Genomic DNA, 26653 nt, shown 5'->3' with positions numbered 1-26653 from the left:
GGTAATCATGCCACTTGCTTGAGTACGGTATCGACACTGTCACGTGCATCACCGAACAGCATATGGGTGTTATCGCGAAAGAAAAGCGGGTTATCCACACCTGCGTAACCGGTTGCCATGGATCGCTTCAGCACCACGGTACGTTTGGCATGCCAGACCTCCAGTACCGGCATGCCGGCGATCGGGCTATCCGGGTTTTCCAAGGCCGAAGGATTAACGATATCATTAGCCCCGATCACCAAAACAACATCGGTATTCTGAAACTCCTGGTTAATCTCATCCATCTCCATAACGATGTCATAAGGCACCTTCGCCTCAGCCAGTAATACATTCATGTGCCCCGGCATGCGTCCTGCCACAGGATGAATGGCAAACCTCACGTTTATCCCTTTTTTTCGCAACGCATGGGTAACTTCGGATACTGTATGCTGGGCATGCGCCACGGCCATACCATAACCGGGCACGATAATGACATTTTCCGCACTGCCCAGGAGTTCAGCCACCTCGACAGCTGACGTTGGCTGAATCTCACCTTCTTCAACAGCGGCATTCCCTCCCCCGGCACTTCCAAAACCGCCCATGATAACGCTGAAAAAATTCCGGTTCATTGCACGGCACATGATGTAACTGAGAATGGCTCCGCTCGACCCTACCAATGCACCGGTAACGATAAGCAGATCATTGGACAGCATAAAACCTGCCGCGGCTGCCGCCCAGCCTGAATAGCTGTTGAGCATGGAAATCACCACAGGCATATCCGCGCCGCCAATTGCCATCACCATGTGAATCCCGAATAACAATGCAATGACCGTCATGATTCCCAAAGGGACTATTGCGGCTTGGATATCCTGGGTGCCCAGAAAATCCCCGGCCAGCCAGATACAAGCCAGTAATCCAACAAGATTGAGCCAATGTCGGGCGGGCAAGGCAAGAGGTTTGCTGTGAATAATTCCACGCAACTTACCAAAAGCGACCACCGATCCACTGAAGGTTATCGCTCCGATAAAGATACCTATGTAGATTTCCGCTTCATGAAACAGATGTTCCTTGTGACTCATCCCATCGGCTGGATCCAGAAAACTGCCATAACCAACCAATACAGCAGCCAAACCGACAAAACTGTGCATTATCGCTACCAGCTCAGGCATGGAAGTCATCTGAACCCTGGCTGCGAAGAGAGCGCCGATAGCACCACCGATCACCATGGCTGCAAGAATCCATTGCAACCCACCGATACCATTGCCTAGCGTGGCAACGATAGCGATTATCATGCCCAGCATGCCATACAGGTTGCCATGTTTTGCTGATTCCTGGTTGCTTAAACCGCCAAGGCTGAGGATAAACAACACACTTGCCGCAATATAGGCCGAAGTTATAACGCCTGCATTCATGTTCAACTCTCTCTACTAAACATTTTGAGCATTCGCTGGGTCACAAAAAAACCGCCAACGATATTGATGGAAGCAATCAACACAGCAAATAAAGCCAGTAGCATCACCATGTGGTTGCTTGAGCCTACCTGCAATAACGCACCAATCACTATGATGCCGCTGATTGCGTTGGTAACACTCATCAAAGGGGTATGTAACGCCGGAGTAACCGCCCAAATTACCTGCCAACCCACAAAACAGGCCAAAACAAAAACGATGAAATGGGAAAGAAAGGATGCCGGCGCAACAGCTCCCACCCCAAGTACAGCTATCAGTGCAATAGCAATGCCCAACAGGGTAGTCAGACCCTTGGAATGTGTGGGTTGCCTTTCTGTACTGGGTGGGATTATTGCTTCGGGCGGCTTCGGTTTTGCCGGAGCTGCAGAGAGTCGTGGCGGTGGCGGTGGCCATGTAATCTCGCCATCTTTGATGACCGTGGCGCCACGAATCACTTCGTCCTCCATGTTGATTACAATCTCTCCGTTATTCTCTGGAGTCAGATCAGAGAGCAAATGAAACAAATTGGTGGAATAGAGTTGACTGGATTGAGTGGCTAACCTGCTCGGAAGATCCATATGGCCGACAAGGGTCACACCATGTCTCTCAACCACTTCTCCCGGTTCTGTCAGTTCGCAGTTACCGCCCTGTTCCGAGGCGAGATCCACGATAACGCTACCTTTTCTCATGGACCTTACCATATCGGCGGTAATCAATTTTGGCGCCGGTTTTCCGGGAATCAGCGCAGTGGTTATTATGATATCCACTTGTTTCGCCTGCTCATGAAATAACGCCATTTCCGCTTCGATAAAGGCTTTGCTCATCACCTTTGCATAACCGCCTTCACCACCACCCTCTTCCGTGAAATTCAGTTCCAGAAACTCTGCGCCCATGCTTTCAACCTGTTCCTTAACTTCCGGCCGGGTATCGAAAGCACGTACTAAAGCGCCCATACTTCCGGCAGCACCGATAGCCGACAAGCCGGCTACACCGGCTCCGATGACTAAAACTTTGGCTGGTGGCATCTTTCCCGCTGCCGTTATCTGGCCGGTAAAAAAGCGCCCGAAAGAGTTGGCAGCCTCCACCACGGCCCGATAACCTGCAATATTGGCCATTGAACTCAATGCATCCATTTTCTGGGCTCGGGAGATACGCGGAATCGCATCCATGGCGAATACGTTAACCTTGCGCTTTGCCAACCTCTGCATCAGATCTTCATTCTGGGCAGGCCAGATAAAACTGACCAATGCACTCCCCTCGGCCAGGAGATCCCCTTCATGAATACCCAAACCCGGGTGCTCCTCGGGCGCCCTGACTTTTAACACGATATCGCTGGATGACCACAGGTGTTCAGTTTCATTCAGGATTTCCACACCCGCATCCCGATAGTCATCGTCACTGAACCTAGCCGACAGACCGGCGCCGCTTTCCATCTGAACGCAAAACCCCAACTGCTGTAGCTTATGAGCCACTGAAGGTGTCAGTGCCACCCGCTTTTCATTTGGGTGTATCTCTTTGGGCACGCCGATATTCATTAATTCATAACCCCGTACTAATAGTTACCTGAATTCACAATAGATTCGCCCCCTGAGTGCGTCTTGTTCAGTCAGGTTCACTTGTTGACTGGCAGTGCATGGCCATGAAGAGGCAGATTTCAATCCGCCCCCGGAGGTCTGTCCCGGAGATTATTTATGCATTAAAAGCGCCTACTGTGCGCAATTTGCATAGTCTCCCGGACCATCCACTCTTAATAATTGTTTACAGGCCAACAGGGATAGGAGATGTGCTGTTGCGCCATTTTGATGAGAACTGAGCCTTCGAATGTGAAGGAATCGAAAAAAGAAAACTTCCGATTCCGTACCGGAAATAGACCAGGGGGTGATATTTCCGGATTTTATGGCCTGTTTATTACCAGGTCTGCCTCTGTGTAATCGAGGGCTAATGGCATGACATACAGGTCCGGAGAATCCCAATGAGTACCCGAATATTGACTGAATTCGAGCTTCTGACGCCGAAAACCATAGCGGAAGCGCTGGATATCCTTGATGAGTATCGCGATAGTGTCACGCCCATTGCCGGTGGTACCGATGTTCTTGTGGCAATGAAGTTCGGTTTCTCTACTGAATATGCCATGAGTATTTCAGCCATTCCGGAGTTGGACTATCTATCGTTCGATCCGGATAAAGGATTACGCATCGGAGCGAATACAACAATAGCTCAGATTCTGGATTCCAAGGCGGTCAAGCAACACTATTCGGCACTTTGGCAATCGGCAAAAATCTTTGCTACCCCGCAAATCCGCAACAGCGCCACACTGCTCGGTAATCTATTGCGCGCATCTCCAGCGGGTGACTGCAGCTGTGCCATATATGCGCTGGGCGGCTCGATCGTGCTGGCCAGCAAACAGGGAGAGAGAGAAGTCGACATCGATGACCTGTGGATCTCCTACCAGAAAACAGAACGCCGCACCGACGAACTTGCCATCGAACTGAGAGTACCCGCTCCCCGATCCGGCAGCACATCAGCATTCAAACGCCTGACCCGTGTCAATGAAGATCTCGCTAAGCTCAACGTTGCGGTAAACCTTGTCATGGATACCGACAGATGCACGGATGCCCGTATCGCCATGGGATGTGTCGCTCCCACACCAATTCGCCTGCGCGAAACGGAAAAAAAACTGATCGGACAAGAACTTGATGGAACAGCTTTGAAACGAATCACGGCCTCCGTCAAGGATGAGATCAATCCCATCGATGATCAACGTTCCACTGCCGAGTACAGGAAATCCGTATCCGGTGTATTTCTACGACGCGCCATTGAACAGGCATGCAGTCTCAGTTAATCGAATTCGGAAAAACACGATGAAAAAACACAGCATCAGTTTGGAAGTCAATGGCATCGCCCATCAACTCACCATCCAACCCAACAAAACCCTGCTCGACATTCTACGTGATGAATTGAACATGCCCGAAACCAAGTACGGCTGCGGTACCGGTGAATGCGGTGCCTGCACTGTGCTCGTGGATGATCGGAAGGTAATCAATTCATGTCTGACTCTGGCAGCCACTATGGATGGGAAGTCGATTACAACCGCAGCCGGATTACAAACTGCGGACGGCACCCTGCATCCCATCCAGGAAGCCTTTGTGGAAAATGCAGCTGTACAATGCGGCTACTGTACACCTGGCATGGTTCTTAAGTCCGTAGGCCTTCTAAAAAACAATCCCAATCCCTCGGAAGATGAAATTCGCGAGTGGCTGGAAGGCAATATCTGTCGTTGTACGGGTTATGAAAAAATCGTCACGGCAGTACAGCTTGCCGGTAAAAAAATGGCCCAGGCAGGCAGTTGATGACCGGTATGCGGAGGAATTGAGATGAGCGAATTCAGAACTGTCGGAAAAAGCGAAATTAAGATCGATGTCAAGGCAAAAGTGACAGGCAGGGCCGTCTATGCCGCCGACATCAATCTGCCAGGAACATTACATGCAAAAATCGTCCGTTGTTATGAACATGCCCATGCAAAGGTAAAATCGTTGGATCTCTCTGCAGCGGCAAAAATGCCTGGTGTGGTCAAAGTATTTGCCCCAGAAGATCTGACAACCAAATTCTATAATCAGTCGGTTATCGACATCATGGTTTCAAAAGATATGCGCGGGATGCTGGGTGATATCGAAGATCAGAAAATATTAACAGACCATGTCAAACACTATGGTGATGGCATAGCTGCCATTGTTGCAACATCCGAGGAAGCTGCTGAAAGGGCCTCGGAGCGGATCAAGGTCGAGTATGAACCCTTGCCGGTCTATTTGAATGCAGCGGAGTCGTCCCAGGAAGGCGCAGTCCAGTTTACGCCACAAAAACCTGGAAACATGGCCTTTGAACTTCCTGAGCCGGCCTTTCCCAACAATACTCTTGGCTGGGGTGACGCTGATGAAGGTTTCAAGGAAGCCGATATTATCGTAGAAGACAACTTTTACACCAGCAAACAGAAACAGGCCCAGATGGAGCCTAACAGCTATATCGCACTTTATGATGATGATGGATTGCTCTCCTGTTGGACATCCACTCAGATGCCCAAAAGTGTGCAGCCGAAGATTGCAAAGCTGTTCAATCTGCCGATGTCCAGAGTGAGAATCATACAAACCGTGGTTGGTGGTGGTTTTGGCGCACGTCTGGGTATGGTGCTTGAACCCCATATCTGTGCCCTTGCCATGGCTCTACCAGGACGACCGATCAAGGTACAGTCTCCAAGGGAGGAGGATTGGCTGACATCACCAAGCCGTCACCCCGGTGACTATTGGATGAAGATGGGTTTCAAGAAAGACGGAGCCCCGGTCGCCTGCGATGCAAAATTTGTCAATTATAAGGGCGGCTACTATTTAGACGGTTCCGGTGTCGCCTTTACCACAGGGGGTTGGGTAAGTGGTCTCTATAAATTCGGCGCACTCCGCTATAAGGGTGAATCCTATTTCACCAATCAACCGGTTTGTGGAGCCTACCGTGGTTATGGTAATCCACAGACCAACTTTGTATTGGAGCAACTTGTCGATCGTGCCTGCAATGAACTGAATATCGATCCTGTTGAATGGCGCAAAAAATGGCATAAGGATGTCGGTGATGATGGTTGGTGTGCAGGGGTTCCCTATGCCTCCTGTGCATTGGATGAGGTGCTGGACGAGGGTGCAAAGGCAATAGATTGGAAGGCGAAACGTGAAAGATATGCCAAACAAACAGGCGTCAAGCGTCGCGGTGTAGGCGTCGCTGTCATGGTTCACACCAGCGGCGCCATGCCGATGCTGCTTGAACACACCGTATGCAGTGTCCGTCTCAATGAAGATGCAACGGCCGTGGTCGCCTTCGCCTGCTCCGACATGGGACAAGGCTCCCATACCACATTGCGACAAATTGCCGCGGAAACGCTGGGATTTCCACTAGAAGACGTATCACTATCGGTCGGTGACAGCAATGATGCGGGATATGATATCGGCGCTCATGCCAGTCGCACACTCTATGTCGGCGGCGGCGCCGTGATGGCCGCCTGTAAGGATGCATTGAAACAATTGCTGGAACGTGCGGCCACGCTGCTAGAAGCGAACCCGGATGACCTAGAAATCGAAGACAAACAGATCTTCGTCAAAGGATCACCGGACAGGAAGGTTGCTGCCGCGGAAATCTGTTCCGGTGGCGTTTATCCTTTTCTCAATCCTCAGACCGGCGCACCGGAGTCCATACCCGGCCAGATTCTGGGCTACTCAAGCTTTAATCCAATGCATAACTCCCCCCCTTTCGGGGCCTGTTTCGTGGAACTCGAAGTGGATACGGAAACCGGGGAAATAAAGCTCATCGAAATGGTCAATGGTCATGACATCGGTAGAGCGATCAACCCGGCTGTGGTGGAAGGACAACTCGAGGGCGGCGCACAGCAGGGACTTGGCATGGCATTGACGGAAGAGCTCTATTTCGACACCGACGGCAAAGTGTTGAACAATTCATTTACCGACTACAAAATGTTGGGACCATCGGACATGCCGAAAATCACCAACATCATTATAGAGAACCCCGACCCGCATGGTCCCTTTGGCGCGAAGAGTGTGGGTGAGGCAGGCCTCGTGGCGCCTGTCGGAGCCACGGCCAACGCCATCTACAACGCAATCGGTATTCAGATTACGGAACTTCCCATTACACCGGAGAAAATACTTAAAGCGCTCAATGAAAAGCGCGCGAATTAGTACCTGTTGGCACTACCAACGCCTGCCTTTGTCATTCCGGCTCATACCGTAATCCAGAGACGGGTTTAGTGTCCTATATTGACTGACATTTTTACGTGGTGAGAGACCACGGCTGTTTTTTTAACGTCCGTATACGAAAATAGTTGTATACATGAGTAGAATTACAGCTATTGAAAGCGTAGATTTATCAATCCTTATTCTGCAACAGGCATATGACAATGGTTGAACCTCCAATATCCTTCGATAACGGTATCGGATTGGGTGATGAACTCGATACCATGGGACAATGGCTGAAGGAAGGGCGAAAAACCGTTCTGGCCACTGTCATCGAAACCTGGGGCTCATCCCCTCGATCCGTCGGCAGCCACTTGGTGATCGATGAACAGGCCAATTTTGTCGGCTCGGTCTCGGGAGGCTGTATAGAGAGTGCCGTCGTGACTGAGGCCTTGGAGTTGATGGATGGTGGTAAACCAAAACAGATCGAATTTGGAATCAGCGATGCTGAAGCATGGGAAGTAGGCCTCTCCTGTGGCGGGGCGATTCAGATTTTTCTGGAAAATGCTTCCAACGCCATCTATGCGGAACAGCTGCCAAAAGCGAGAAAGGAAAACAAAGCTATCGCAACGATCACGCAATTGGACGATGGCGGGAAAACAGCCATCAACTTACAGTCAGACACTATTGGTCAATTGAGTCTTGATAAGCACTCGCTGGATAAAATCAGCTTAATGTTGAGCAGTGGGCGAAGCGGTAAAATCGAACAGGCGAATCATACGCTTTTTGTCCGCAGCTACGTACCGCCATACCGCTTGATTGTTATCGGAGCTGTGCACATTGCGCAGGTATTGGCAGCGATTGCTACCGAAGCAGGCTATCAGGTAACTGTCATCGACCCGCGTCGCGCATTTGCCAATCCTGAAAGATTTCCTGATATCAATCTGGTTTGTGAGTGGCCGGATCAGATATTAAACCAGCTGGTATTGGATGAACGAACTGCCCTTGTTACGCTGTCACACGATCCAAAAATCGATGACCCGGCATTGGTATCAGCCCTGAAAAGTTCCGCTTTCTATATAAGCGCCCTGGGTAGTAAACGTACCCACTCAAAGAGGATTGAGCGTCTTACCGAAATCGGTTTGGGCAATTTGCTACATAGGATTCGCGCACCGGCAGGCTTGAATCTTGGTGGTCGTTCACCCGCGGAAATAGCTGTTTCCGTCTTGGCGCAGTTGATTCAGGAAAGATATACACGTTCTGCCTGACAGTGAATAAAATGATTTTCAGCTGCTAGCGGCATTGAGCTGAAAGTTACTCCTGAGTTTCAAAATCCTGTGGAGGTGTATCTTTGATACGGCGCCAGCCCGCAGCAAGACCTTCTGAAACCTCCATGCCAATACCTCGATCTAGAACTGTTCCGTTATCTATCCACGCCAACTCGTAATACTCGCTATCTTTTTTAATATCTAATTCAAAACCTGCTATATGATTACCTTCGGCATCAAAATACTGTATTTGATATCGGCCTACGAAACCTTCTACTGGTCCACCTGTTGCTTTTCCTGTCCCAAATACACCTTTACCGAAAAGAGGATGACACCACTTGGCATTGAGTGATCCTGGCTCTTCGCCTTTTGTATATAATACACAGCCGACATTTATCATAGTTAATCCCAATTGCAGGCGAGATGGGTAGCATAACATATTAAAAGCAGTCATTCCCAAGTAGAAAGGGATAGGTAACTCACGGCCCAGCTGAGACATTTGCAATGAAACCATCATGTTTCTCGTTACCCGGATGAGTCGTATATAGCCATAATTCTCCTGTGTGCAGCAGAGCAGCCAAGTAAAATGCATTTTGCGCTGACAACAAAGCATAATGCACACAAATGGTATTCTCCGGAAAAAGACGAGCTACGATCTACTGATGGTTTTATCGTTAGCGAGGTCAATTGAAACATGTCATCCATCCTAGATAATCCCTATCCATTCGTATTCAAGACAGCAACGAACTCCGAGTTACCATTCGAAGACTTAGCGAGCGACACAGAAATCCGTGTACGGACGGTGACACGTGCAATGGAAGGTTTTCAGAAAGAAGCCCTTGTCATGTACGGACCGACCGGCACGACCTGGCGTATCGTCTGTGACGAAGGGCCCTGGCTGAATGGCACTGACCTGGCACCGTTTCCCCTCGCCTACTTCACTACCGGACTGGCCGTTTCACTTGTTTCGGAAGTACAGGCCCTAGTGCGGCAGCGAAACATCTCGGTTGGCGACATCAAGGTCACGGTCGACAGTTACTATGCCATGGAAGGTTCCATTGCAAAAGGCACAATGACTGGCTCCGCCATGCCTGTACGGGTCAAATTCGAAATTGACGCGGAAACTTCAAAGGGTATGCTAAATGAACTGGGCGTGCTTGCCATGGCTGCCTCTCCAGCAATTGCCATTATGTCCAGTGTCCTGAACAGTCGTTTTCTGCTAAGCAAAAACGGTGTTGATGTAGAGTTGGATAAAGCAATCGCCGCTACGGGATACAAAGTTGACGACCCTGCGTGTCTGTTCGACAACGTAGAACCTGCCTCTGTACAAAGCTATCTTCCGGAAATCCTCTCAAAGGGGGAAGACGGCTTAATGATCGTATCTGGTGGCTCTCAGGGTTCGGGATCAGGGCTTGCCATGGAACAGAAACGCAGTTTGCACCTACGGGGCGTATGTTCGTTACGGGACGATGGCATCAAGGAAACACTAGTGCAATTGTCAAAGCCTGTTAGCGGGGTTTACCGAATTCTGGCCGACGAATCCACTAGATTCGGTGGTGCGGAACGTGCACCGGGTGCACTCGCATACGTTGCTGCAGGGGTATCTTTTTGTTTCATGACACAGCTCGGTCGATATGCACATCTCGCCAAACAAGATCTCTCGGACTATCGTATCGTGCAAGACACTTGGTTTAGTCTGCCCAGCGCCACGGCCGACGGTGAAACTGCAGCGCAGGCCAGGCCGGTTAATACGCATGTCTTTATAGATTCATCAGAAAATGATGATGCCGCACGCAAGCTTGTCGCTATGGGTGAACAGAGCTGCTATCTACATGCAGCTTACCGTGGTTCGAACCGTTCTCACTTCGTGTTGTAGGAATTCACTTAAGTCTATCAGTCAGGCATGGGCGTCAGTATGCCAGCGAGTTCCATCTAGACCTAAAGTAGAGATTCATCGAACCATGTCATAGCCACTTCGGTTATTAATTCGCAGATTGTATAGGCTGGGCATTGCCCATCCCCTATTCACTGCCCATCTTCAATGATCTCTGTCACACGCTGTCACAACGCTCAGGACTTATAGTACCCTTTCAATGTCATCCTGCCAGGTTCAGAGCAAGCCCACAATTTCACATTGAAGTAGTACTGGGTTCAACCTCATGCTTTTGCACTGGCTTGTTTGCTGGCAAACTGGGCTGAACCAACATTTTCCCATATATAATCAGGTATACCAGAAAGGGCGTGGCCCAGAACAAGGCACTTAGGATCAACAATTGACTGCTAGCACCAGCCACACTCCCAAAAACCCTCACCAATCCTGATACAAACATCAGGTAGTAACAAACCACCAGAAATGGATGGGGAGTCACCGGTCGGCCCGTGTGCCGAAGCACGATTCGGGTCATGAAGCCCATCATCAGTGAGCCCAGGGTACCAACGGTAAATGCATGGACCCAAATCCCACTTTCTGTCAACAAACCGAGATCTTCCAGCCCTTTCAAGGCAAATGCAATGACTAGCCAAGCGTAACCCAGGTGCATAATCCAAAGCACTGGTTTATCAAGGATTCGGGAGCTCCGCCAACCCGACATCCTCATGCCATGGATGAATACACTTGAGAAGGCGAAACCAGCCTGCCAGATCTGATCGAATTCAAGTAGGTCACTCAGTGCCAGTAACGGAATCGTTATCAATGAGAGCCAATCCCAAATTCGATACCCGAAAACATGGCACCCCGGATGACTCTCCTGCAGTGCTGTTTCGGTAAAAATCGGTGTTAGAAAACCACCCACAACCGTACAGTGAAATATGATTGTATATATACCCAGTCGTATCCCTTTTCCTGCAAGCAGGAAATCTGATTGAATCATGCCAATATAAAAAAGCAGATTGCCGAAAAAAAATGCCAGGAGGAAGGGGAAAAGCAGGAGATAAAATCTATTCTTCACATAAAACAGTTCAGGGCCGGCAATGATCAAAAAGGCAACAGGAAAAGCAAGATCGATCAAACCTACAAGCGGTTTAGGCACCATCCCTCCGGCTACTACGGCTATTCGTCCAGCCAGCCAAATTGCAACCAGAAGAGCAAGCTTACCATTGTCAATCTCTTTTGATTTTGCCCAACTTGGCAGTGCCGTCATGATGAAGCCACATACAATTGCAGCAACAAAACCGAACAACATTTCGTGCTGATGCCATATCATGAAACCACTACTGCCGCCTATCCCATGGGATAGTCCAATTGTCAGGGGCAGCCAGAAAAGCATCAGTAGAAGACCATACAGGGAGCCGAGCAAAAAGAAGGGTCTGAAGCCGCTTTTAAATAGAGGAATTTTGAAAAACACCTGTTTGCCTGGCATGATTATGAATCCGATATAAGATCCGATTTTCTGACCACCCTATTTCATCGGACAGGATAGTCGGGCGTTGATTCATGTGATTTAAGAACTAACCGTTCTTCAGCGATGAGCCAGCCAATAGACCGGCTTCCTGCTGATTATCGATGTCTCGCAACACGCCGGATTGAGACATGGGTACCTCACAGAGTACATCAATGTGTCGTTCAATAAGCTTTCGGGCTCCCTGATCACCACGAAGGGCCATGATTTCATCGAAGAATCGTTTTCCCCAAAGTACAGGATTTCCCCTTTTTCCTTGCCAGGTCGGCACACAAACCAAACGCCCATCCGGTTCACTGTACCCAGCAATCAAACGATTGAGGTCACTGCTATTGACCCAAGGCATGTCTGCCAGGCAAACCAAAACACCATCCACATCATTCGGCAGGGCTTCGATACCTGCTTTCAATGAGCTGCTAAGTCCATCCCGAAAGGATGGATTCTCTACAAGGTGAACATCCATGTCGGACAGTGACTTGCCGACCAGCCCTGCTTCATGCCCCAGTACAACTGAGACGGAATCTGCCTGTGAGGCCAAAACCTGCTCGACGACTTGTCGGACCATCGGTTTGCCTGAGATTGACAGGAGTAATTTGTTCTGTTCTCCCATACGGTCAGAACTGCCGGCAGCCAGGACAAGTGCCGCAATGCGCGGTGCTGCAGGATAGACTGCTTCCTCCAACGCCGCCCCCCCCTGTTCCACATCAGTACGAAAGGATCTGAATCCCGGCACGCCTTTCAGTAACCCCCCTCCCCCCATTCGACCAATCTCTTCTGCAGTTAGCGGCAATCCCGCCAGTAGTCGTTGTAATACGAAATCCAAACCATTGATAGCGGGCGAACGGGCACAGCCAGGTAGTCCCAACACAGGCACGTCACCCTGGCATCGGCCCATTACGAGCAGGTTTCCCGGATCGACCGGCATGCCCAGACGCTCCACCACACCACCTGCAGACTCAATCCCCATGGGCAGAACATCCCGCCGATCGGTAGTGGCCGATGCACCGGCAATCAGCAATAGATCGCATCCAGCAGTGAGGAGTTGCTGCAAAGAGTCGGCTATGCCCGCGGGATCATGTGCACAACGACTCTCCGAGTGAAGCCGGCTGCCACAGCTCTCCAGACGAGCTCTAAGCGTATTTCGCGTACGATCCAATAACTTTACCTTGGTACCCGCTAATCGAGTCTGTACCAGCCCTACAGCTTTTGATTGGAACGGCGCAAGCTTTATCAGACCTGCAATCCCCTTGAGCAGCTCCTCTGCTCGTTCCACCAACAGTCCGGATACACCGTAAGGGATAATTTTAATGGTCGCTACCATTTGCCGGTATACCACTGGATGATACGGTGGCAAGGCCGCCAGAGTAATCGCCTCATCCACCAGATTCAAACGATCGAGCAGCGCCTGCTGGTAGAGCACGAGTCCTTTGGATTCCGCATAAAGGTTACAACGGCCAGTAAAAGCGGCACCGATTCTAAGACCGCTCACAGCTACCGCCCTGGCTATTCGATCAGCCGCCGTATCTTCATGCAGGTCATCAGAATCCAGGCGGGCTGCAACGACCTTGGTAATGCCCGCTCTTCCAAGTGCATGTAAATCATCCTCCGATAAAAAGCGCCCTTTTTTTAGCACACCACCCTCGACATGCAGGGTATGCGCAAGAATTGCACCTTCCGCATCAACCAGATGGATGTGACCGAATCGCACTATTCACACCCACTATCCGGATCAACAGGAAACAGAAAGAAGATATCGATCATCTTTATTCCAGTAAAAAAAAACTCCCCCTGGTCGGAGGAAAAGGAGGAGGAGTTAAATAAACACAGCAGCCCTGCAAACCAGGTCATCTGAATAAGTCAGGTATTGTCCATGCTGTTGCTGCTATCGATTCCATGTCAAGGAGAGCGTTACTTAAATTATGGTGTCTGCGTAAAATGACACTATGCAATTTACGCATCAATCCTATCGTAACTGCAACTATGTTTAATAACTAAACACACACTGATCAGGTAACAAAAACAGCTTAATTATTTAATCGCCACACCTACAATCTGCGGCAGAATTGGGGGCGGCATAATCTTTGACTTAAAACACTCATACTCAACCTTGTCGAATCCTGCGGCCTCAATCAGACGGGCAGTTTCCCGATTCGTATGACAACCCTCGAAAAGCCAACGCCAGGGTCTTTGCAAAAGATCCTGAGCAATCCTCAGACCTGACCCTTTTGGTGCCGCGACATGCTCGATAAAAATAAAATGGCCTCCCGGTTTGAGTACACGATGCACCTCGGCCAAGGCTATCTCTGGGTTTGTAATCGTGCACATGACCAATGTACATATCACGGCATCGATACTGGCATCATCAAGCTCCAATACCTCGGCGCTGGTTGAAATCAGTTCCATATCCACGTTATGCGTTTGCGCAGACTCTTTTAGACGCTCATGCATATACGGATTGGGTTCGATGGCTATAACTGAAAGATCCTTCGGGTAATAACGGAAATTCACACCATTGCCCGGACCCACTTCGACGACCGAACCTTTCAGATTGGCGAACAGATGCGCCTTGCGTTCACCGACTTCTTCGTGAAAAGCATCTTCAAATTTTTCCAACAACCAGGAGTTGAAACGCCCCCTGAGCGGATTACCTTCCGGAGTCTTGCATTGGCATTGCATATAATCTGCCTCCTTTAGACCCGGTTGACATCCGTATGTGGATAAAACTCCGCGAAGATAAACCAGAAAAGATTGCTTTTTAAAGTATTGACGCGCTCCAATTTCAAACCGGATGCCGTTCTGCCGAAGACATCCACTTGGCGAACCGGATTTTGGGTATCGTTGAAAAAGGCAGTGACCGCATCGAACTCTATATTGTAATCGATCACAACCATCCTGTTGCCAATCTCCACATTCAGCGGACCTTCGATCTGGCTGAGAAACTCCTTCGTATAGACCACATAGTCATCCTCGACATTCAGCGCATAGATCATCTGCTTCATTGGCAATCTTTTGTCTTTATACTGGATAGTGGGAAACGTGGGTGTGTCAGGACTATCATGCTGCCAACTCACCGCAGGATGCATCATGCCATGTCGAACCATCCTGTCCCACAGGGCCAGCAATGGATGTTCGCTGATTGACGGCAGTTCATTCACGAAGACCTTTCCCTGCGGATAGAGCCTGCGGTAGGAAGCAAAGGGCATGCGGATTGTCGGCCACTCTTTCATACGCCCTTTGTCAGGATTTCGCTCCATTGAACCCCATAGCTGTTGAATCGCTTCCCCGCTGTTTTTATCAAACAAAACCAGATTGTTCTTTAACTGAGTCATCACCGTAAGATCGAGTTTTTGATCACCGATGACCGGACTGTAAGCAATACCGAGGTTGGTCAAACCGCAATAGGTCATGATGACCTCTTCGCCATCAATCTTGCCGCCCTTAACAACATGAGGCTGGAGTAAATAGTAGTCCGTGTAGGCATAGGCACCCTTATCGGTTTCCAATACAAGCACTTCGATATCATCCACTGACACATACCCATCCTTGCTGAACCGCGCCTTTTCCAGACTTTGCCTCAGATAGTCAGATGCTTCTTTGACTGGTACAAATTTCGCCTCGAATTGCTGTGCACGAAACATCAACTTCGGATTAATCATTCCGGAGTAAAAATTGAAGGCGAACAGGAACACCAGCAGTGACAACAGAGAAATGGAGCAAACTGCCCGATGCCTGCCCCTGATGATCAGCGCGGCCACTAACAACCCTACCGATACTGCCGCCAAAACATGACGGTTATACCAAACACTCATGGTAAATTCGCGGGAAGACTGAACCAGCCACTGGCTGATATCGGCCAGATCCTTGAACAGGATAAAGGCTCCTGCCTGGGCCAGGAACATGGCCACCCAGAATGCCGGCCTCCTCCAAACAGCAATAGCGCTACTCTCTTTACTCATAGCTCTACCTTTGAATTGTCAAAAGCTTGGCTCATATCACGAGGATCGACGGAATTTGGCCTTACTACTCTCAGGCTAATAATATTCCATCCTCTTTTTGTATCCATCAATCCCACACCACCTGGCTGTAGCTGTCTGCCAGGCGGTGTGAATGGCTGAGTCTTTAACGACCCTGCTTGCGCAGATTTTGCACGCTGAAGATGCCTGGCGGATTTTCTTCCGGATTGATTACGCTCTTGAACTGCAAGGTGGTGCAGTGCATGGCCTGCTCGTCGAGAAACACCGCAAAGTCATCGATCGCCACGCCGGTTCCTTTGTTGCGGGCAATGTGATTGTCGGAGTGGGTTTTTCCGATTGGGAAATACTTCCAGGGATCACCCTTCTTGTCATAGGAGAGCAGCACCGACATGATGCCGGTCTGCGCGTCGAGATATATGATCCGCTTACTCAGAGGGTGATTCGAATCCTTAGGACGCCCCTCCACTACATAGGCCTTGCGCAACTGCCAGGTCACCTTGGGGAAACAGCCGCCTTTGCCGGTGACCTTAACGAATTGAAAACCGTCAGGGTCGTTGGCCGGGTTGTCGGACAATTCCATCTCATTGTGGTTGTAGAACGGCAACAGCACGTTCTTGGTCTCGAGGTATTTCCATTCATAGTCCGAGACCCGCCCGTTATACCCCTCAAAGTCCTCGATCATGGCATCGGTACCGAGGAAGGCATCGGTGATCTGCCCGGTGGCCAAACGGCGGACTCGGCGTTGAAACCCCAGATAGAGCCAGGCATCGTCACGTTTCAAATCGTTCTCATAACGATGGATAAGCAACTGGGTGTTGGCCAGATCGAATGGTTCAAGCACCTTACCGTATATAGATCGGAATATTTGCCCCGGATTTGGCTCGATATCGGGTTTTGGATCGAACTGAGAGCGGTGTTTCCAGTTGAGGAAGTGCCAGTCGAACTTGATTACACGTTCGACTTTGTCATTGTTCATGTTACGGAAGGTCCACCAAAACGGCTTGATGGTTTCACTGTCTCCGGCATTGAAACCCCGTTGAAAATTCCATACCAGTTTGAGGCCCGCTTCAGGATCGTTGGTATCCGGCTCCTGCGGAAAAGGACGCCCAGCCACAAACTCATCCAACAATCCATCGGGGGTTAGCTTGACACTTTCTGAATGAGAGCGGGTTGCCTCCACATAACCCGGATATAAATCGAAGGATGTGGTGGGTGAGGTTTTTATCGTGTACCAGCCCTGCTTGATATAGCGGTACATAAAATCATCGAGAATTGCCTTATAATCCTCAACATTCTGCTGTGTTATCTCAACACCCGGTTCATAACCTTCGGCCGTCGGCAGGCCATCTTTGTAGGGGTAAAAGGATTTTTCAATTACAGCATCGTCCATGGCTCCAAATACGGTGCTACTTATTAGCACCGATGAAACCATGAGGGCGGTAAAAAGGGTTTTCATCTGCTCACTCCTTCTTCGGACGTAAATTTAGAACTGATACCGGACAGTTAATTGGAACTCATCCTCGTTTATCGCACTACCGATCGGGCCGGAGCGAAAACGACCCAGCGGCTCGAAGCCGCTAAGGCCGGTGCTACTCATCTGAGGCGCAGGGAATGGGAACGGAGAATAAGGCACTGCCGACCGGTTGTCATCCGCAGCGATGGCGCCATCACCAAATTTGATGTTGAACCCAGCGGTGATCACCCAATTATTGCTCGGCTTATAAGTGAGAGATGGACCGACCACACCACTTTTTGCCTCGAAATCCCAAGCCGTCAGCAGCTGGGGGGTCAAGCGATCATTCATGTAGTTGCCTTGGATCAGCAGTGTGGCTATATAGTTGTTTTCCCAGTCCACGAAACCGACTTCCTCTGTCGTCGGAATACCAATATTGTTGGTCCTGGCGGTGCGGTGATCGAGCAGATGCTGTCCAAACAGCTGCGCCGAGATCAGAAACGCCCGTCTTTCGTTGAGGAACGGAATGAAGGTCGGCCGGTCGATGCCGACCACCCACCGGACCACGTCCGATTCCGAGAACAGCCGCGGACTCAGGGTATCCGGGAACTCTTCGCCCCGGGTATAGGCCGCCTCGATCCGGATCGCCGATTTCATCGGTTCGGAATAGATATCCAATGAACCGCCCAGCAGGGTGATCCACGGGTATTCCACATCGAAGGCCAGGCTGTAGGGCCAGACTTGGCTTTCAACCGGTGGCGTGAAAGGATTATCCGATGCGATACCGCCCCGCAATGAAGGCAGCTGAGAACGGTAACGCAGGGCATTGACGGAAAAGCCAACCCCCTTGTAAACACCTTCCATACGCAGTCCCAGCTCACCCGCATCCCAGTCCGGCAGATTGACGTCCCGTATACCGATGGTCTGGCTGGGGAAATCCACCGTCACCCCGGGAGCCGGGAAGTTACCCACGGTACAGCCGTTATCCCAGCAGTTCTTCAGAGCACGTAATGCGTTGCCGATGCCGAGGATGCGATAGGGCTGACCGCCTTGGCCCAGACTGTGCGGCCGGAATTTTTCCCATTTCCATACCACCTGGAAGTTCAGGTCCTCGAACAGTTCTGTCGCCCCCTTGCGATGCTCCACGGTCAAAATGCCCATCGGAATCCGGCTGTCTTCCAACTCATCATAGATATTGTTGCGCGAAAAATCGACCGGGTTGATGACATCCAACACCCGGAACAGATCTGTCCGTCCCCACACCACCTGCTGGCGTCCGAACGTGAACGTCAGTTCCTCATGGCCCTCCATGGGTACGGTCCCGGCCACGTAGAGTTCACGCAGAAAATCCGCACGATCATTGAATTCGGCAAACCGCAACTCATCCAGATCCTTGTCTCCGATGCCCTCTTCACAACCTCGGTCATCCGTATCGCAAGGACGTACCGGGGTCGCAAGCATGACGCCGTCGTCCGAATAGTCGTAGACATCCTCGGCGGCCAGCACCAAGCCGTCGTTGGGATTGTCCGGCCCCGCGATCGCCGTCCCGCCGGCCATTGGGTTGGCGCCGGGCAACGGAATGGCGCCATCACCCAGTCCCAGGGGACCGAACGTCCCGGCATACACCGGCGAGGCTGTCACCGGAAACCCCGGGGAACCGGGCAGCGATGCAAAGAACGGGGTGTTGGCCGGCGCAGGAAAGGAGACAGGCCCCCCCGCCTCATCCCCGAAATCCTTCTCTTTCAGGTCATACACCGCATCGTAACTGCCGCGGAAGGTGCCGTTCACGCTAAACTCGGAAAAAATACCCCGCGCGCCCATATCCTTGGTGAACTCTACCTGCCCGGTCAACCGCTGTTTGGTCAGACCGACATCTTCCCGAACGTAGGTGGCGTCTTCGACAAAGCCGCGCACCTCCAGGGTGCCGTCCTTGGATTGCCAGGCCAGGGCCTGCAGCGGCAGCGCCGTTGCCACACAAATGGCGACCCATGGTGTGACGGTGCTGACACCGCCTCGGACTGTTTGCTTATTCATCTTGTCTCCCCCGCGATCTTTCTTGGATTATCGAGTAGGTTCGCCTCAGTCTCACCCGGACTTTCGACTTCCCGTTTACTTTCGCTCCCACCACTCCCATCTTCTGCCGCCTGCATGATGAACTTCGGCTTGAATTTCAGAATCCACGCCGGCACCAGGTTCATCGCCGCCACCGCATTCAGGATCAGCATCACGATCAACAACAGTGCGGCATCCGCCTGAAAACGCAGATCCGAGATGAACACCCACATCACTACCCCGCCTATCAGCGTTATCGCCGTGAATCCGATTGCCACGCCGGTGGTGCTGATGGCGTGTTTGACAGCCGCCCTGAGATCGCCGAGCCGCTCATACTCGGCCCGGATCCGGTCCATGATGTAGATGGAATAGTCGATCCCCACACCAATCCCCACCGCGATGATCGGCACCGTATTGACATTGATACCGATGCCGCTCAATCCCATGTAGGCATAGGTCAGGGTGGTGGCGAACGACATCGCCAACATCATCAGCCAACCCGCGTGGAACGACCAGTAAAAGAAGGTCACCGAACCGAAAATCAAGACCAACACCAGTGGGATCACCACCAGATTGGTTTCGTAGGCCGCCTCGTTGATTGCCGCAGTCACCCCGATCAGGCCGCCGGCCAATTTGATCGTCAATCCTTCCACCTGGGCCGCCGCTGAGTCCATCCACTGCTTGACCATATGGATCGCTCGTCGAATCGTCGTCCCCTGGTGATCCTTGTAATAAAAGACCAGGTTGGCGCTCTGCTCATCTGTGTCGGCAAACTCCAGCAGGGCTCCGGGAATCGGGCTCGACATCATATACATGAACATCAGCCCCCCCGTCACACGGGCGTCATCCGGCACCAGCAGCCAGCGGGGATCGTCATAGTGGGTGATCCGGTTGACCGCTGTGACCAGGTCGGGTAAACCCTTGGCGGCCCCAAGCTCCGGGTCTGTCAGCATATAGGCCTCGAAATCAGCCAGAGCCTTGACCACTTCCGGCCGCTTGATGCCCCCTTTGTCATCGGTGTGGGCGATAATATAAAGCTCTTCCGAACCTGGAAAGGCTTCGTTTACCGCCTTCGAGGACAGATTGTAGTCGTGATCCAGATAGAGCAGCGGCGATCCCGGCTCGGCCTCGCCAATCTGCACCCAGGAAGCAAAATAACCGCCCACGCCATACAGTATCAGCGCACCGACCAGAATCGTCGTGACACCGCCGGGACTGGTCACCGAGTTGGCCGCCTTGGGCAGGATATGCCGCATCAGATTGTGCGTGATCTCCGTTTTGCGCGGCGTCGGCAGGATCTCCAACAGTACCGGCACCATGATGAGCACCGTCACCACCACCGACAGTGCCCAGAGGGATGCATATACCGCCAGCTTATCGTTTATCGGCACCGAGCCCAAAGAGATCAGCAGCAGACCGATAGCATCCGAGATCACTCCCAAAGAGCCGGGGCGGAATAGGTTTTCGAACGCACTGCGCGCCGCGGCCTTGCTGTCTCGCAATATCTGAAGATCATGATAGTAGCGCTCCACTAGCTGAATGCCGTGCGACATCGCCCGGGCGGATATCAGAAACGGTATCACCAGCATCAAAGGATCCAAGTTGTAGCCCAGCAGGGAGAGGATCCCCAGACCCCAAATACTGGTCAACACGATACCCAGCGTGGGCAAAAGAATCCCGTAGGCCTTGCGAAAATAGAAGATCAGCAGCAACAGCATGATCAGCACGGTATACAGAAAAATCTGCACTACCTGATCGGCGTAACTTGAGACCCACCCCACCAGCACAGGATTGCCGGTCGCATGGATTTTCACCCCGGCAGCGAATTCCTTGTCACGAATCGCCTGCAGTTGATTGAACACCTTCTCGTAATCAAGCTCACCCTCGTTGAGGGTGCCCCGGATCAACGCAGATTTCAGATCCGGCGAAACCAGAAGCCCGAACACCCGGCGATTGGCGATGACATCGGCCTGCATCTTTTCCAGTTCATCGTCGGTGTAGTGCTCAACCGAGGGATCAAAATGGGGCGCCGATTTAACCGTGCCCTCCTCATTCAACCAGACTTTGCGGGTATTGCGATGGGTAAGGCTGGTCACCAGATTGTGATTGATGCCATACAGTGAATCCACCGCCTGTGTGATACGGTGAATGCGTTGCAGCGTCTCATTGCTAAAGATCGTCCCTTCGGTCACCTCAACCGCCACAATCACATTGTTGGCGCCACCAAAGGTATCGCGGATCTCGTTATGCAGTTGGATATAGGGGTGCTGCTGGGGCAACAGGTCGGCAAAATCGGAGGCCATGCGCACACCGGGGATCTGAAAGGCGAAATACAGCGTCACCGCCACGATCAGCGCCAACGTCACCCGCGGTGACGAAAAGATAACACCGTCGATCCGATGCAGCTTTGCGGTGAACCTGTTCATGATCCAGAATCCACGCCGCCCGCCTGAATCCGGCTAAGTCGAAATAATATGCAAGGCGCCATAGCCTCCTCCAATCAGCACCTTACCCTCTGCCAAAGGCGTCACCGCACGAAGATAGAATCGTATCGGCTTGCCATGATCGATACGTTGCCAATCACTCCCGGGCTCGAGCCTTTTTCTCAGCACGGTGCCGTTGCCGCCGACGACATGTAAAACACCATCGCCCAGGGCGATGCCATACAGCGGCACCTCGGTACCGGTCTCCTGCCGTTGCCAACTCCCGCCGCCATCGCGCGTGTGCAGAATCGTACCGGAAAGTCCGACCACCCAACCCTCTTGTGAAGAAATGAATAAAGCATCCTGGGGGTAAAAATCATCTGTCAGCGGCGCCAGAGGCTGCCAGCTCTCCCCACCATCCTGACTCTGGGCCAAGGCACCGAATTCACCGGAAACAAAAGCATGCTGCCCATCCAGGATCTGGATACCGGTAAAATGCAGATCTTCGTCGAGCGAGGTGGTGTGCCATGAGACACCCCGGTCCTTGCTGCTGAGAATAGTGCTGAAACCACCCACCACCCAGAATGTCCCCTCGGCATCGCAGGTCAAGGCCTGTAACGCTTCCTGGGTGTCGATGCCGACGGCTTGCCACTGCCCGGGCAGACCGTCTCCCAGCCACAGCTTGCGCGAGACATCCAGAATGGCGAAGGTCCCATCCGGACAGAGCGCAACATCGATGAGAAACGGCTTATCGGCCAAGATTTCGCGCAGCCAGGTCTTACCCCCATCCCGTGAGGTCAGCACCACACCCATGGCGCCCACCACCACGATCACCCGGTCACTGGCCGCGGCCGCCTGAAACATATCGGAACGATGGGTGGCCTCTTTTTGTTGCGCCGCAACACCTTCAAGAAACAATGGCGCTTCGCAACCGAGCAAAGGGATTAAAACAGTAAGCCAAAGCCAGCGACGGCTATAACCATACAGATGGCAAAGCCAGCTGCTAATCCCTGACACCCAGTGTCTTTGTATGTTTGTATAGGAATAATACTTGATCATTTGACTGCATTTTTCGTTGTCGCGAGAAATCCTGCTATGCAATAACCGCGACGCTAGGACGAAATATGCAACATCTTAAGGGTTTTTATCTCATAAGGTCCAATTTGGATTTAAAAGAACAAAGCACACGCCGAACAAGTCATGCACGCTCATTCTGCAACCAAACAGACTTGCCTATTCGTTGCCTATCTCGTCAATCGGACGGCTATGACCTGTGATTGACACTTTGATGCAAGGGTTGTGACTCACATCTGGTTCGCTCAACTTGTTCGGCGCTTCCTCTAAACCTGAATATCCGATGACTGTGCAGAACGAAAGGTTTGGCAGGGGGTCTCTGCATAAACCTGTTTGTACCAAGCCGAAAACCGCCCTAGCTGGGTAAATCCACATGCCATTGCAACCTGCGTTACATTGTTGTCCGGATCTCCGATCAGCAACAATTCTCTAGCCTTTTCCAGACGAACCTTACGCAAATACTGCATCGGCGTGCACCCGACAAATTTTCGAAAACAATCAAACAGGCTTCGGGCACTGACATTGCTCACTTCCACGAGCTGTTCAATAGTGACGGCTTCGTGGTAATTATCGTGAATATATTCCATGGCCCTTCGCACGTTACTGGGTGTAACTCTTTTTTCGTTTGCCTGTAGTGCATCAGAAAAGTTGTTTGGTAAAGTCAAAAGCAGGCTTGTCAGTAAAGTACTGCGAAACTCTGCGAATAAGGGGCTGTTCAACTGCTTTGGAGGAGTGTGTTCAATTTCATCCAAACAGTAAACAAGATAACGAAACCAACTCCCCTGCATACCCTGGTTGGAATCCAAGGCAGGTTCAAAGCAGAGAGATCCGTTAATGGGTCTACGTAACAGGTGAGCCAATTGCTGAATAAGCGCATGCTCATCCACTTTCAACATCAACATTTGACATTCCTTATCCCAATGCATAACTGTATAGTGTTCGGGATTTATGACCGCCCCTGTACCCGGCCCAATCAATACTTCGTCTTTACCGGTTACAACCTTGGCCTTACCACTAATGGGTATCTCGAAAAGGTAAAAGCCCGGGATATAGCCAGGCTCGATTTTTACATCTGCACGAAAATCGAGATAGTTTAGCGAACAAGCCCCAATGGATGCATGATTATGACAGGCATCGAACTGCTTGTGATTGGATGCATCCAGTCGATGGGGACAATAAACACGACTGGTCAACTCTCGCGCCTGATCGACATCGCGGGTCGCATGCAGTGTAAATTTTTCAAGCCGGCGATGAGACCGGCCAAATGTTAATTCATTTCTCATGGCAGTTGTCCATCTCCTGTTTGGGTATGCAATTCGCTTAACAGTCCAAACTACTCGACAGACGGAACCGCACCCCGGTTTACGTAAATACCTAATGGACGAACTCCCTGTTCTCCTCCAACGCAACCTTTCCCTCGGTCTTTCAGTATCAAAAAACCTCTGATTTATTTAGAGGTTCCAGCGGCACAAGACGCACCGCCATAATCAATCGCTTTAAGCGATTGGTAATTAAGGAAAACAGAGAATCATATTTCTGTTTCCTTGCTCTGATAACACCAAGGATGGCATTAATCATGGCTTCTTTAATATTTCTTTAATATTTCTTTAATTTTTATTATGTCCCAATTTTCCGGGATCAATTGTTATAAAATGTGGTTTGTCACACTGATCACAATCACCCTAAATTTTTAAGGGTTAAGTATAGGCAGACATTTAGCCTATTACTAATCAGTTCATCTTCCGTATTGTCTCAGCCAGTTGTGAAAGACTCCCAAGACTATGTGCCGGAAGAAAAAAATCCAAATAGGGTAAAGCCGTTGCCATTCCTTGACACAAAGGCCGATACCCCTGAGATCCCAACAGGGGATTCAACCAGAGTAGTTTATAAGCCCGCCGTTTCAGGCGTGACATCTGTTCACGCATGACATCCACGTCACCACGATCCCAACCATCGCTAAGGACGATAACAACAGAGCGGGAGCGTAATAATTTAGCGGCATAAAGATCGTTGAATTCGCCAATACAACCACCAATATCTGTTCCTCCCGACCAATCCTGAACCTTTTCAGCAACCGAAGAGAGAGAGGCTTCGATTCCTTTACGCCTAAGTAAATCAGTTATATGCGTTACCCGGGTAGAGAACACCGCCACCTCCAGATCCGATATCTTATTTCGCAAGCCATAGATAAACTGGATCATAAATTTACTGTAGCGCTGCATGGAACCACTGACATCACATAGCAGAAGTAATCGATTTTTCTTAATGCGCCTGGAAAGATAACGCATCTCGGCAAAGCCCTCAGCACTGTGCAACGCATTGCGTCTTAACATCCGTCTGAAATCCGGCGCCACTCCCCTTTTATCAGGCGCCTTGCGCCGACTCCATTGGGTTGCGATTGCCGTTATCAGTTCCTTTGTCAGATGAGAGGCCTGATCGATCTCCTCATCCGTCAATGTGCCTAAATCCCTTTTCATCAGAATCTCATCGGCACTGTAGGAAAGGGCATCAGCTTCAGCTTCACCTTTATCAGCCGGATCATCAGCCTCACTATCCAAATGCTCAGTGCGTGCTTCCTTTTTACCCTCTCCACTACCGGGTTCACCTGGGCGATCATCCACATCGTTGATACCCAACTTCAATGTTCCATCCCAAAACCGTTCAAACACGCGGTCGAACAGATCCAGGTCTTCCCGATTCGATAACAGTGTGGTGCAGGCCGCCGTATAAAAATCATCCCGGGACCGTATATCAACATAGTCGAAACAGCGGCAAAGATCGATCAGATTGGCTGGGTTTACTGACAATCCCTCGTTATGCAACACCCTTGAAAAATGCACAACCTGTTTGAACATACTGGTTTCATGATGTTGAGTTTGACCGATCATAGCTATCACCTGTCAGGTGCCTGATGAAACGGCTTCATAGTGACTCACGACCCGGGCCTGTTGCACCAGGTCTTCGATCCCCAACGCTCTGAGTTTTTCGATATCCCCCCTATATTTGAGTATGCAGCCCAATGTCGCTTCTGCGGAGGCATGATCAAGATCGGTCACTTTCAGTGACAATAAGGCACTCGCCCAGTCAATAGTTTCTGCAATACCGGGCCGTTTATAAAAATCCTTGTCACGCAACAGCTCCATGAAGCGACAGATCTGCGCGGATAACCTGGGTTCTATGCCTGGCACTCTCGTTGTAATGATCTGTACCTCTTTACTAAAGTTTGGGTAATCGATCCAATGATAAAGACAACGTCGTTTCAGGGCATCGTGAAGTTCGCGTGTTCGATTCGAGGTAAGCACTACAACCGGACGGCAACGGGCCTCGATGGTACCAATCTCAGGGATCGTGATCTGAAAATCGGAAAGCACTTCCAACAGAAACGCTTCGAACTCTTCATCGGAACGGTCTATCTCATCGATCAGCAACACAGGCGTCTGTACACCGTCATTCTGGATCGCCCGCAGCAGGGGTCTCTTCAATAAAAATTCTTCGCTGAAAAGATTACGCCCAATCTCTTCCTGGTTCAGCCCTCTGGCCTCCTGTAAGCGAAGCTCAAGAAGCTGGCGCGGGTAGTTCCATTCATACAGTGCATGGGCCGTATCAAGTCCTTCATAACACTGTAAGCGAATCAGCTCAGTGTTCAGCGTACCGGCAATAACCTTGGCCACCTCCGTTTTACCTACCCCGGGCTCACCCTCGAGAAAAACAGGCTTACCCAATGACACGGCCAGGTAGACCGTTGTGGCCAACATGCGATCAGTCACGTAGCCCTGTTCCGCAAAGCGGGCTTCCACCGCTTCTATGGAATCAAACTGATGCGCCGCAGGCTGATGTCCACTCATATCAGTGACACCATGG

The 26653-nt window shown here is 50.9% G+C and carries 19 protein-coding genes; 5 read left to right on the top strand and 14 right to left on the bottom strand.

Annotation, left to right across the window (positions count from 1 at the left end; translation table 11 throughout):
* Positions 1–5: 5 nt before the first annotated feature.
* Both pntB and AB8516_RS18615 read right to left on the bottom strand, forming a co-directional pair.
* Positions 6–1391, bottom strand: a complete 1386-nt coding sequence (pntB, locus tag AB8516_RS18620; protein ID WP_369162683.1) for a Re/Si-specific NAD(P)(+) transhydrogenase subunit beta — start codon at positions 1389–1391, stop codon at positions 6–8.
* Between the two features lie 2 nt (positions 1392–1393).
* The gene (locus AB8516_RS18615; protein ID WP_369162682.1) at positions 1394–2962 is read right to left on the bottom strand and encodes a Re/Si-specific NAD(P)(+) transhydrogenase subunit alpha; all 1569 of its coding nucleotides are present in this window, start codon (positions 2960–2962) and stop codon (positions 1394–1396) included.
* Positions 2963–3399: 437 nt separating this feature from the next.
* Here AB8516_RS18615 and AB8516_RS18610 point away from each other — a divergent pair, with 437 nt between their 5' ends.
* The 4 genes from AB8516_RS18610 (at position 3400) to AB8516_RS18595 (ending at position 8418) form a co-directional block, all read left to right on the top strand.
* Positions 3400–4269, top strand: a complete 870-nt coding sequence (locus tag AB8516_RS18610; protein WP_369162681.1) for a xanthine dehydrogenase family protein subunit M — start codon at positions 3400–3402, stop codon at positions 4267–4269.
* A gap of 19 nt (positions 4270–4288) precedes the next feature.
* Entirely contained in the window at positions 4289–4777 is a 489-nt protein-coding gene (locus AB8516_RS18605; protein ID WP_369162680.1) for a (2Fe-2S)-binding protein, read from the top strand.
* Positions 4778–4801: 24 nt separating this feature from the next.
* Entirely contained in the window at positions 4802–7156 is a 2355-nt protein-coding gene (locus tag AB8516_RS18600; RefSeq protein WP_369162679.1) for a xanthine dehydrogenase family protein molybdopterin-binding subunit, read from the top strand.
* A 218-nt stretch (positions 7157–7374) separates the two neighbouring features.
* Complete coding sequence (locus AB8516_RS18595) at positions 7375–8418, top strand: XdhC family protein (protein WP_369162678.1); 1044 nt, start codon at positions 7375–7377, stop codon at positions 8416–8418.
* Positions 8419–8464: 46 nt separating this feature from the next.
* On the opposite strand, the gene AB8516_RS18590 is transcribed toward AB8516_RS18595, so the two are convergent.
* Positions 8465–8935: a hypothetical protein gene (locus AB8516_RS18590; RefSeq protein WP_369162677.1), complete on the bottom strand. Its 471-nt coding sequence runs from the start codon at positions 8933–8935 to the stop codon at positions 8465–8467.
* A gap of 297 nt (positions 8936–9232) precedes the next feature.
* On the opposite strand from AB8516_RS18590, the gene AB8516_RS18585 reads away from it, so the two are divergent.
* Entirely contained in the window at positions 9233–10294 is a 1062-nt protein-coding gene (locus AB8516_RS18585) for an OsmC family protein (protein WP_369162676.1), read from the top strand.
* Positions 10295–10547: 253 nt separating this feature from the next.
* On the opposite strand, the gene AB8516_RS18580 is transcribed toward AB8516_RS18585, so the two are convergent.
* The 11 genes from AB8516_RS18580 to AB8516_RS18530 all read right to left on the bottom strand — a co-directional run bounded on the left by AB8516_RS18580 (position 10548) and on the right by AB8516_RS18530 (position 26637).
* Positions 10548–11777 (bottom strand): NnrS family protein, encoded by a 1230-nt coding sequence (locus AB8516_RS18580; RefSeq protein WP_369162675.1) that lies wholly within the window; start codon positions 11775–11777, stop codon positions 10548–10550.
* A gap of 88 nt (positions 11778–11865) precedes the next feature.
* A complete protein-coding gene (locus AB8516_RS18575) occupies positions 11866–13524 on the bottom strand; it encodes an NTP transferase domain-containing protein (RefSeq protein WP_369162674.1) in 1659 nt (552 codons plus the stop codon).
* Between the two features lie 320 nt (positions 13525–13844).
* Entirely contained in the window at positions 13845–14492 is a 648-nt protein-coding gene (locus AB8516_RS18570) for a class I SAM-dependent methyltransferase (RefSeq protein WP_369162673.1), read from the bottom strand.
* A gap of 14 nt (positions 14493–14506) precedes the next feature.
* Positions 14507–15772, bottom strand: coding sequence for a DUF3179 domain-containing (seleno)protein (locus AB8516_RS18565; RefSeq protein ID WP_369162672.1), 1266 nt, complete (start codon positions 15770–15772; stop codon positions 14507–14509).
* Between the two features lie 163 nt (positions 15773–15935).
* On the bottom strand, positions 15936–17246 hold the full coding sequence (locus tag AB8516_RS18560) for a DUF1329 domain-containing protein (RefSeq protein ID WP_369162671.1): 1311 nt from the start codon (positions 17244–17246) through the stop codon (positions 15936–15938).
* A 27-nt stretch (positions 17247–17273) separates the two neighbouring features.
* Complete coding sequence (locus tag AB8516_RS18555; protein WP_369162670.1) at positions 17274–19277, bottom strand: DUF1302 family protein; 2004 nt, start codon at positions 19275–19277, stop codon at positions 17274–17276.
* Positions 19274–21721 carry an RND family transporter gene (locus AB8516_RS18550; RefSeq protein WP_369162669.1) on the bottom strand — a complete coding sequence of 816 codons (2448 nt, stop codon included), beginning with the start codon at positions 21719–21721 and terminating at the stop codon, positions 19274–19276. The genes AB8516_RS18555 and AB8516_RS18550 overlap by 4 nt, the downstream gene beginning before the upstream one ends.
* A gap of 33 nt (positions 21722–21754) precedes the next feature.
* Positions 21755–22735, bottom strand: coding sequence for a WD40/YVTN/BNR-like repeat-containing protein (locus AB8516_RS18545; RefSeq protein WP_369162668.1), 981 nt, complete (start codon positions 22733–22735; stop codon positions 21755–21757).
* A 323-nt stretch (positions 22736–23058) separates the two neighbouring features.
* Positions 23059–24075, bottom strand: coding sequence for an AraC family transcriptional regulator (locus tag AB8516_RS18540; RefSeq protein ID WP_369162667.1), 1017 nt, complete (start codon positions 24073–24075; stop codon positions 23059–23061).
* Between the two features lie 447 nt (positions 24076–24522).
* On the bottom strand, positions 24523–25680 hold the full coding sequence (locus AB8516_RS18535) for a VWA domain-containing protein (protein WP_369162666.1): 1158 nt from the start codon (positions 25678–25680) through the stop codon (positions 24523–24525).
* Positions 25681–25692: 12 nt separating this feature from the next.
* On the bottom strand, positions 25693–26637 hold the full coding sequence (locus tag AB8516_RS18530) for an AAA family ATPase (RefSeq protein ID WP_369162665.1): 945 nt from the start codon (positions 26635–26637) through the stop codon (positions 25693–25695).
* Positions 26638–26653 lie beyond the last annotated feature (16 nt).

It is taken from the genome of Candidatus Thiodiazotropha sp. LNASS1 (genome assembly GCF_964212655.1).
Taxonomy (GTDB): domain Bacteria; phylum Pseudomonadota; class Gammaproteobacteria; order Chromatiales; family Chromatiaceae; genus Thiodiazotropha.
This window is presented reverse-complemented; position numbering and strand designations above follow the sequence as displayed.

Coding starts and splice junctions, on each gene's coding strand:
- pntB (WP_369162683.1), bottom strand. CDS start 1,391: ATGAATGCAGGCGTTATAACTTCGGCCTATATTGCGGCAAGTGTGTTG.
- AB8516_RS18615 (WP_369162682.1), bottom strand. CDS start 2,962: ATGAATATCGGCGTGCCCAAAGAGATACACCCAAATGAAAAGCGGGTG.
- AB8516_RS18610 (WP_369162681.1), top strand. CDS start 3,400: ATGAGTACCCGAATATTGACTGAATTCGAGCTTCTGACGCCGAAAACC.
- AB8516_RS18605 (WP_369162680.1), top strand. CDS start 4,289: ATGAAAAAACACAGCATCAGTTTGGAAGTCAATGGCATCGCCCATCAA.
- AB8516_RS18600 (WP_369162679.1), top strand. CDS start 4,802: ATGAGCGAATTCAGAACTGTCGGAAAAAGCGAAATTAAGATCGATGTC.
- AB8516_RS18595 (WP_369162678.1), top strand. CDS start 7,375: ATGGTTGAACCTCCAATATCCTTCGATAACGGTATCGGATTGGGTGAT.
- AB8516_RS18590 (WP_369162677.1), bottom strand. CDS start 8,935: ATGATGGTTTCATTGCAAATGTCTCAGCTGGGCCGTGAGTTACCTATC.
- AB8516_RS18585 (WP_369162676.1), top strand. CDS start 9,233: ATGGAAGGTTTTCAGAAAGAAGCCCTTGTCATGTACGGACCGACCGGC.
- AB8516_RS18580 (WP_369162675.1), bottom strand. CDS start 11,777: ATGCCAGGCAAACAGGTGTTTTTCAAAATTCCTCTATTTAAAAGCGGC.
- AB8516_RS18570 (WP_369162673.1), bottom strand. CDS start 14,492: ATGCAATGCCAATGCAAGACTCCGGAAGGTAATCCGCTCAGGGGGCGT.
- AB8516_RS18565 (WP_369162672.1), bottom strand. CDS start 15,772: ATGAGTAAAGAGAGTAGCGCTATTGCTGTTTGGAGGAGGCCGGCATTC.
- AB8516_RS18560 (WP_369162671.1), bottom strand. CDS start 17,246: ATGAAAACCCTTTTTACCGCCCTCATGGTTTCATCGGTGCTAATAAGT.
- AB8516_RS18555 (WP_369162670.1), bottom strand. CDS start 19,277: ATGAATAAGCAAACAGTCCGAGGCGGTGTCAGCACCGTCACACCATGG.
- AB8516_RS18550 (WP_369162669.1), bottom strand. CDS start 21,721: ATGAACAGGTTCACCGCAAAGCTGCATCGGATCGACGGTGTTATCTTT.
- AB8516_RS18540 (WP_369162667.1), bottom strand. CDS start 24,075: ATGAGAAATGAATTAACATTTGGCCGGTCTCATCGCCGGCTTGAAAAA.
- AB8516_RS18535 (WP_369162666.1), bottom strand. CDS start 25,680: ATGATCGGTCAAACTCAACATCATGAAACCAGTATGTTCAAACAGGTT.
- AB8516_RS18530 (WP_369162665.1), bottom strand. CDS start 26,637: ATGAGTGGACATCAGCCTGCGGCGCATCAGTTTGATTCCATAGAAGCG.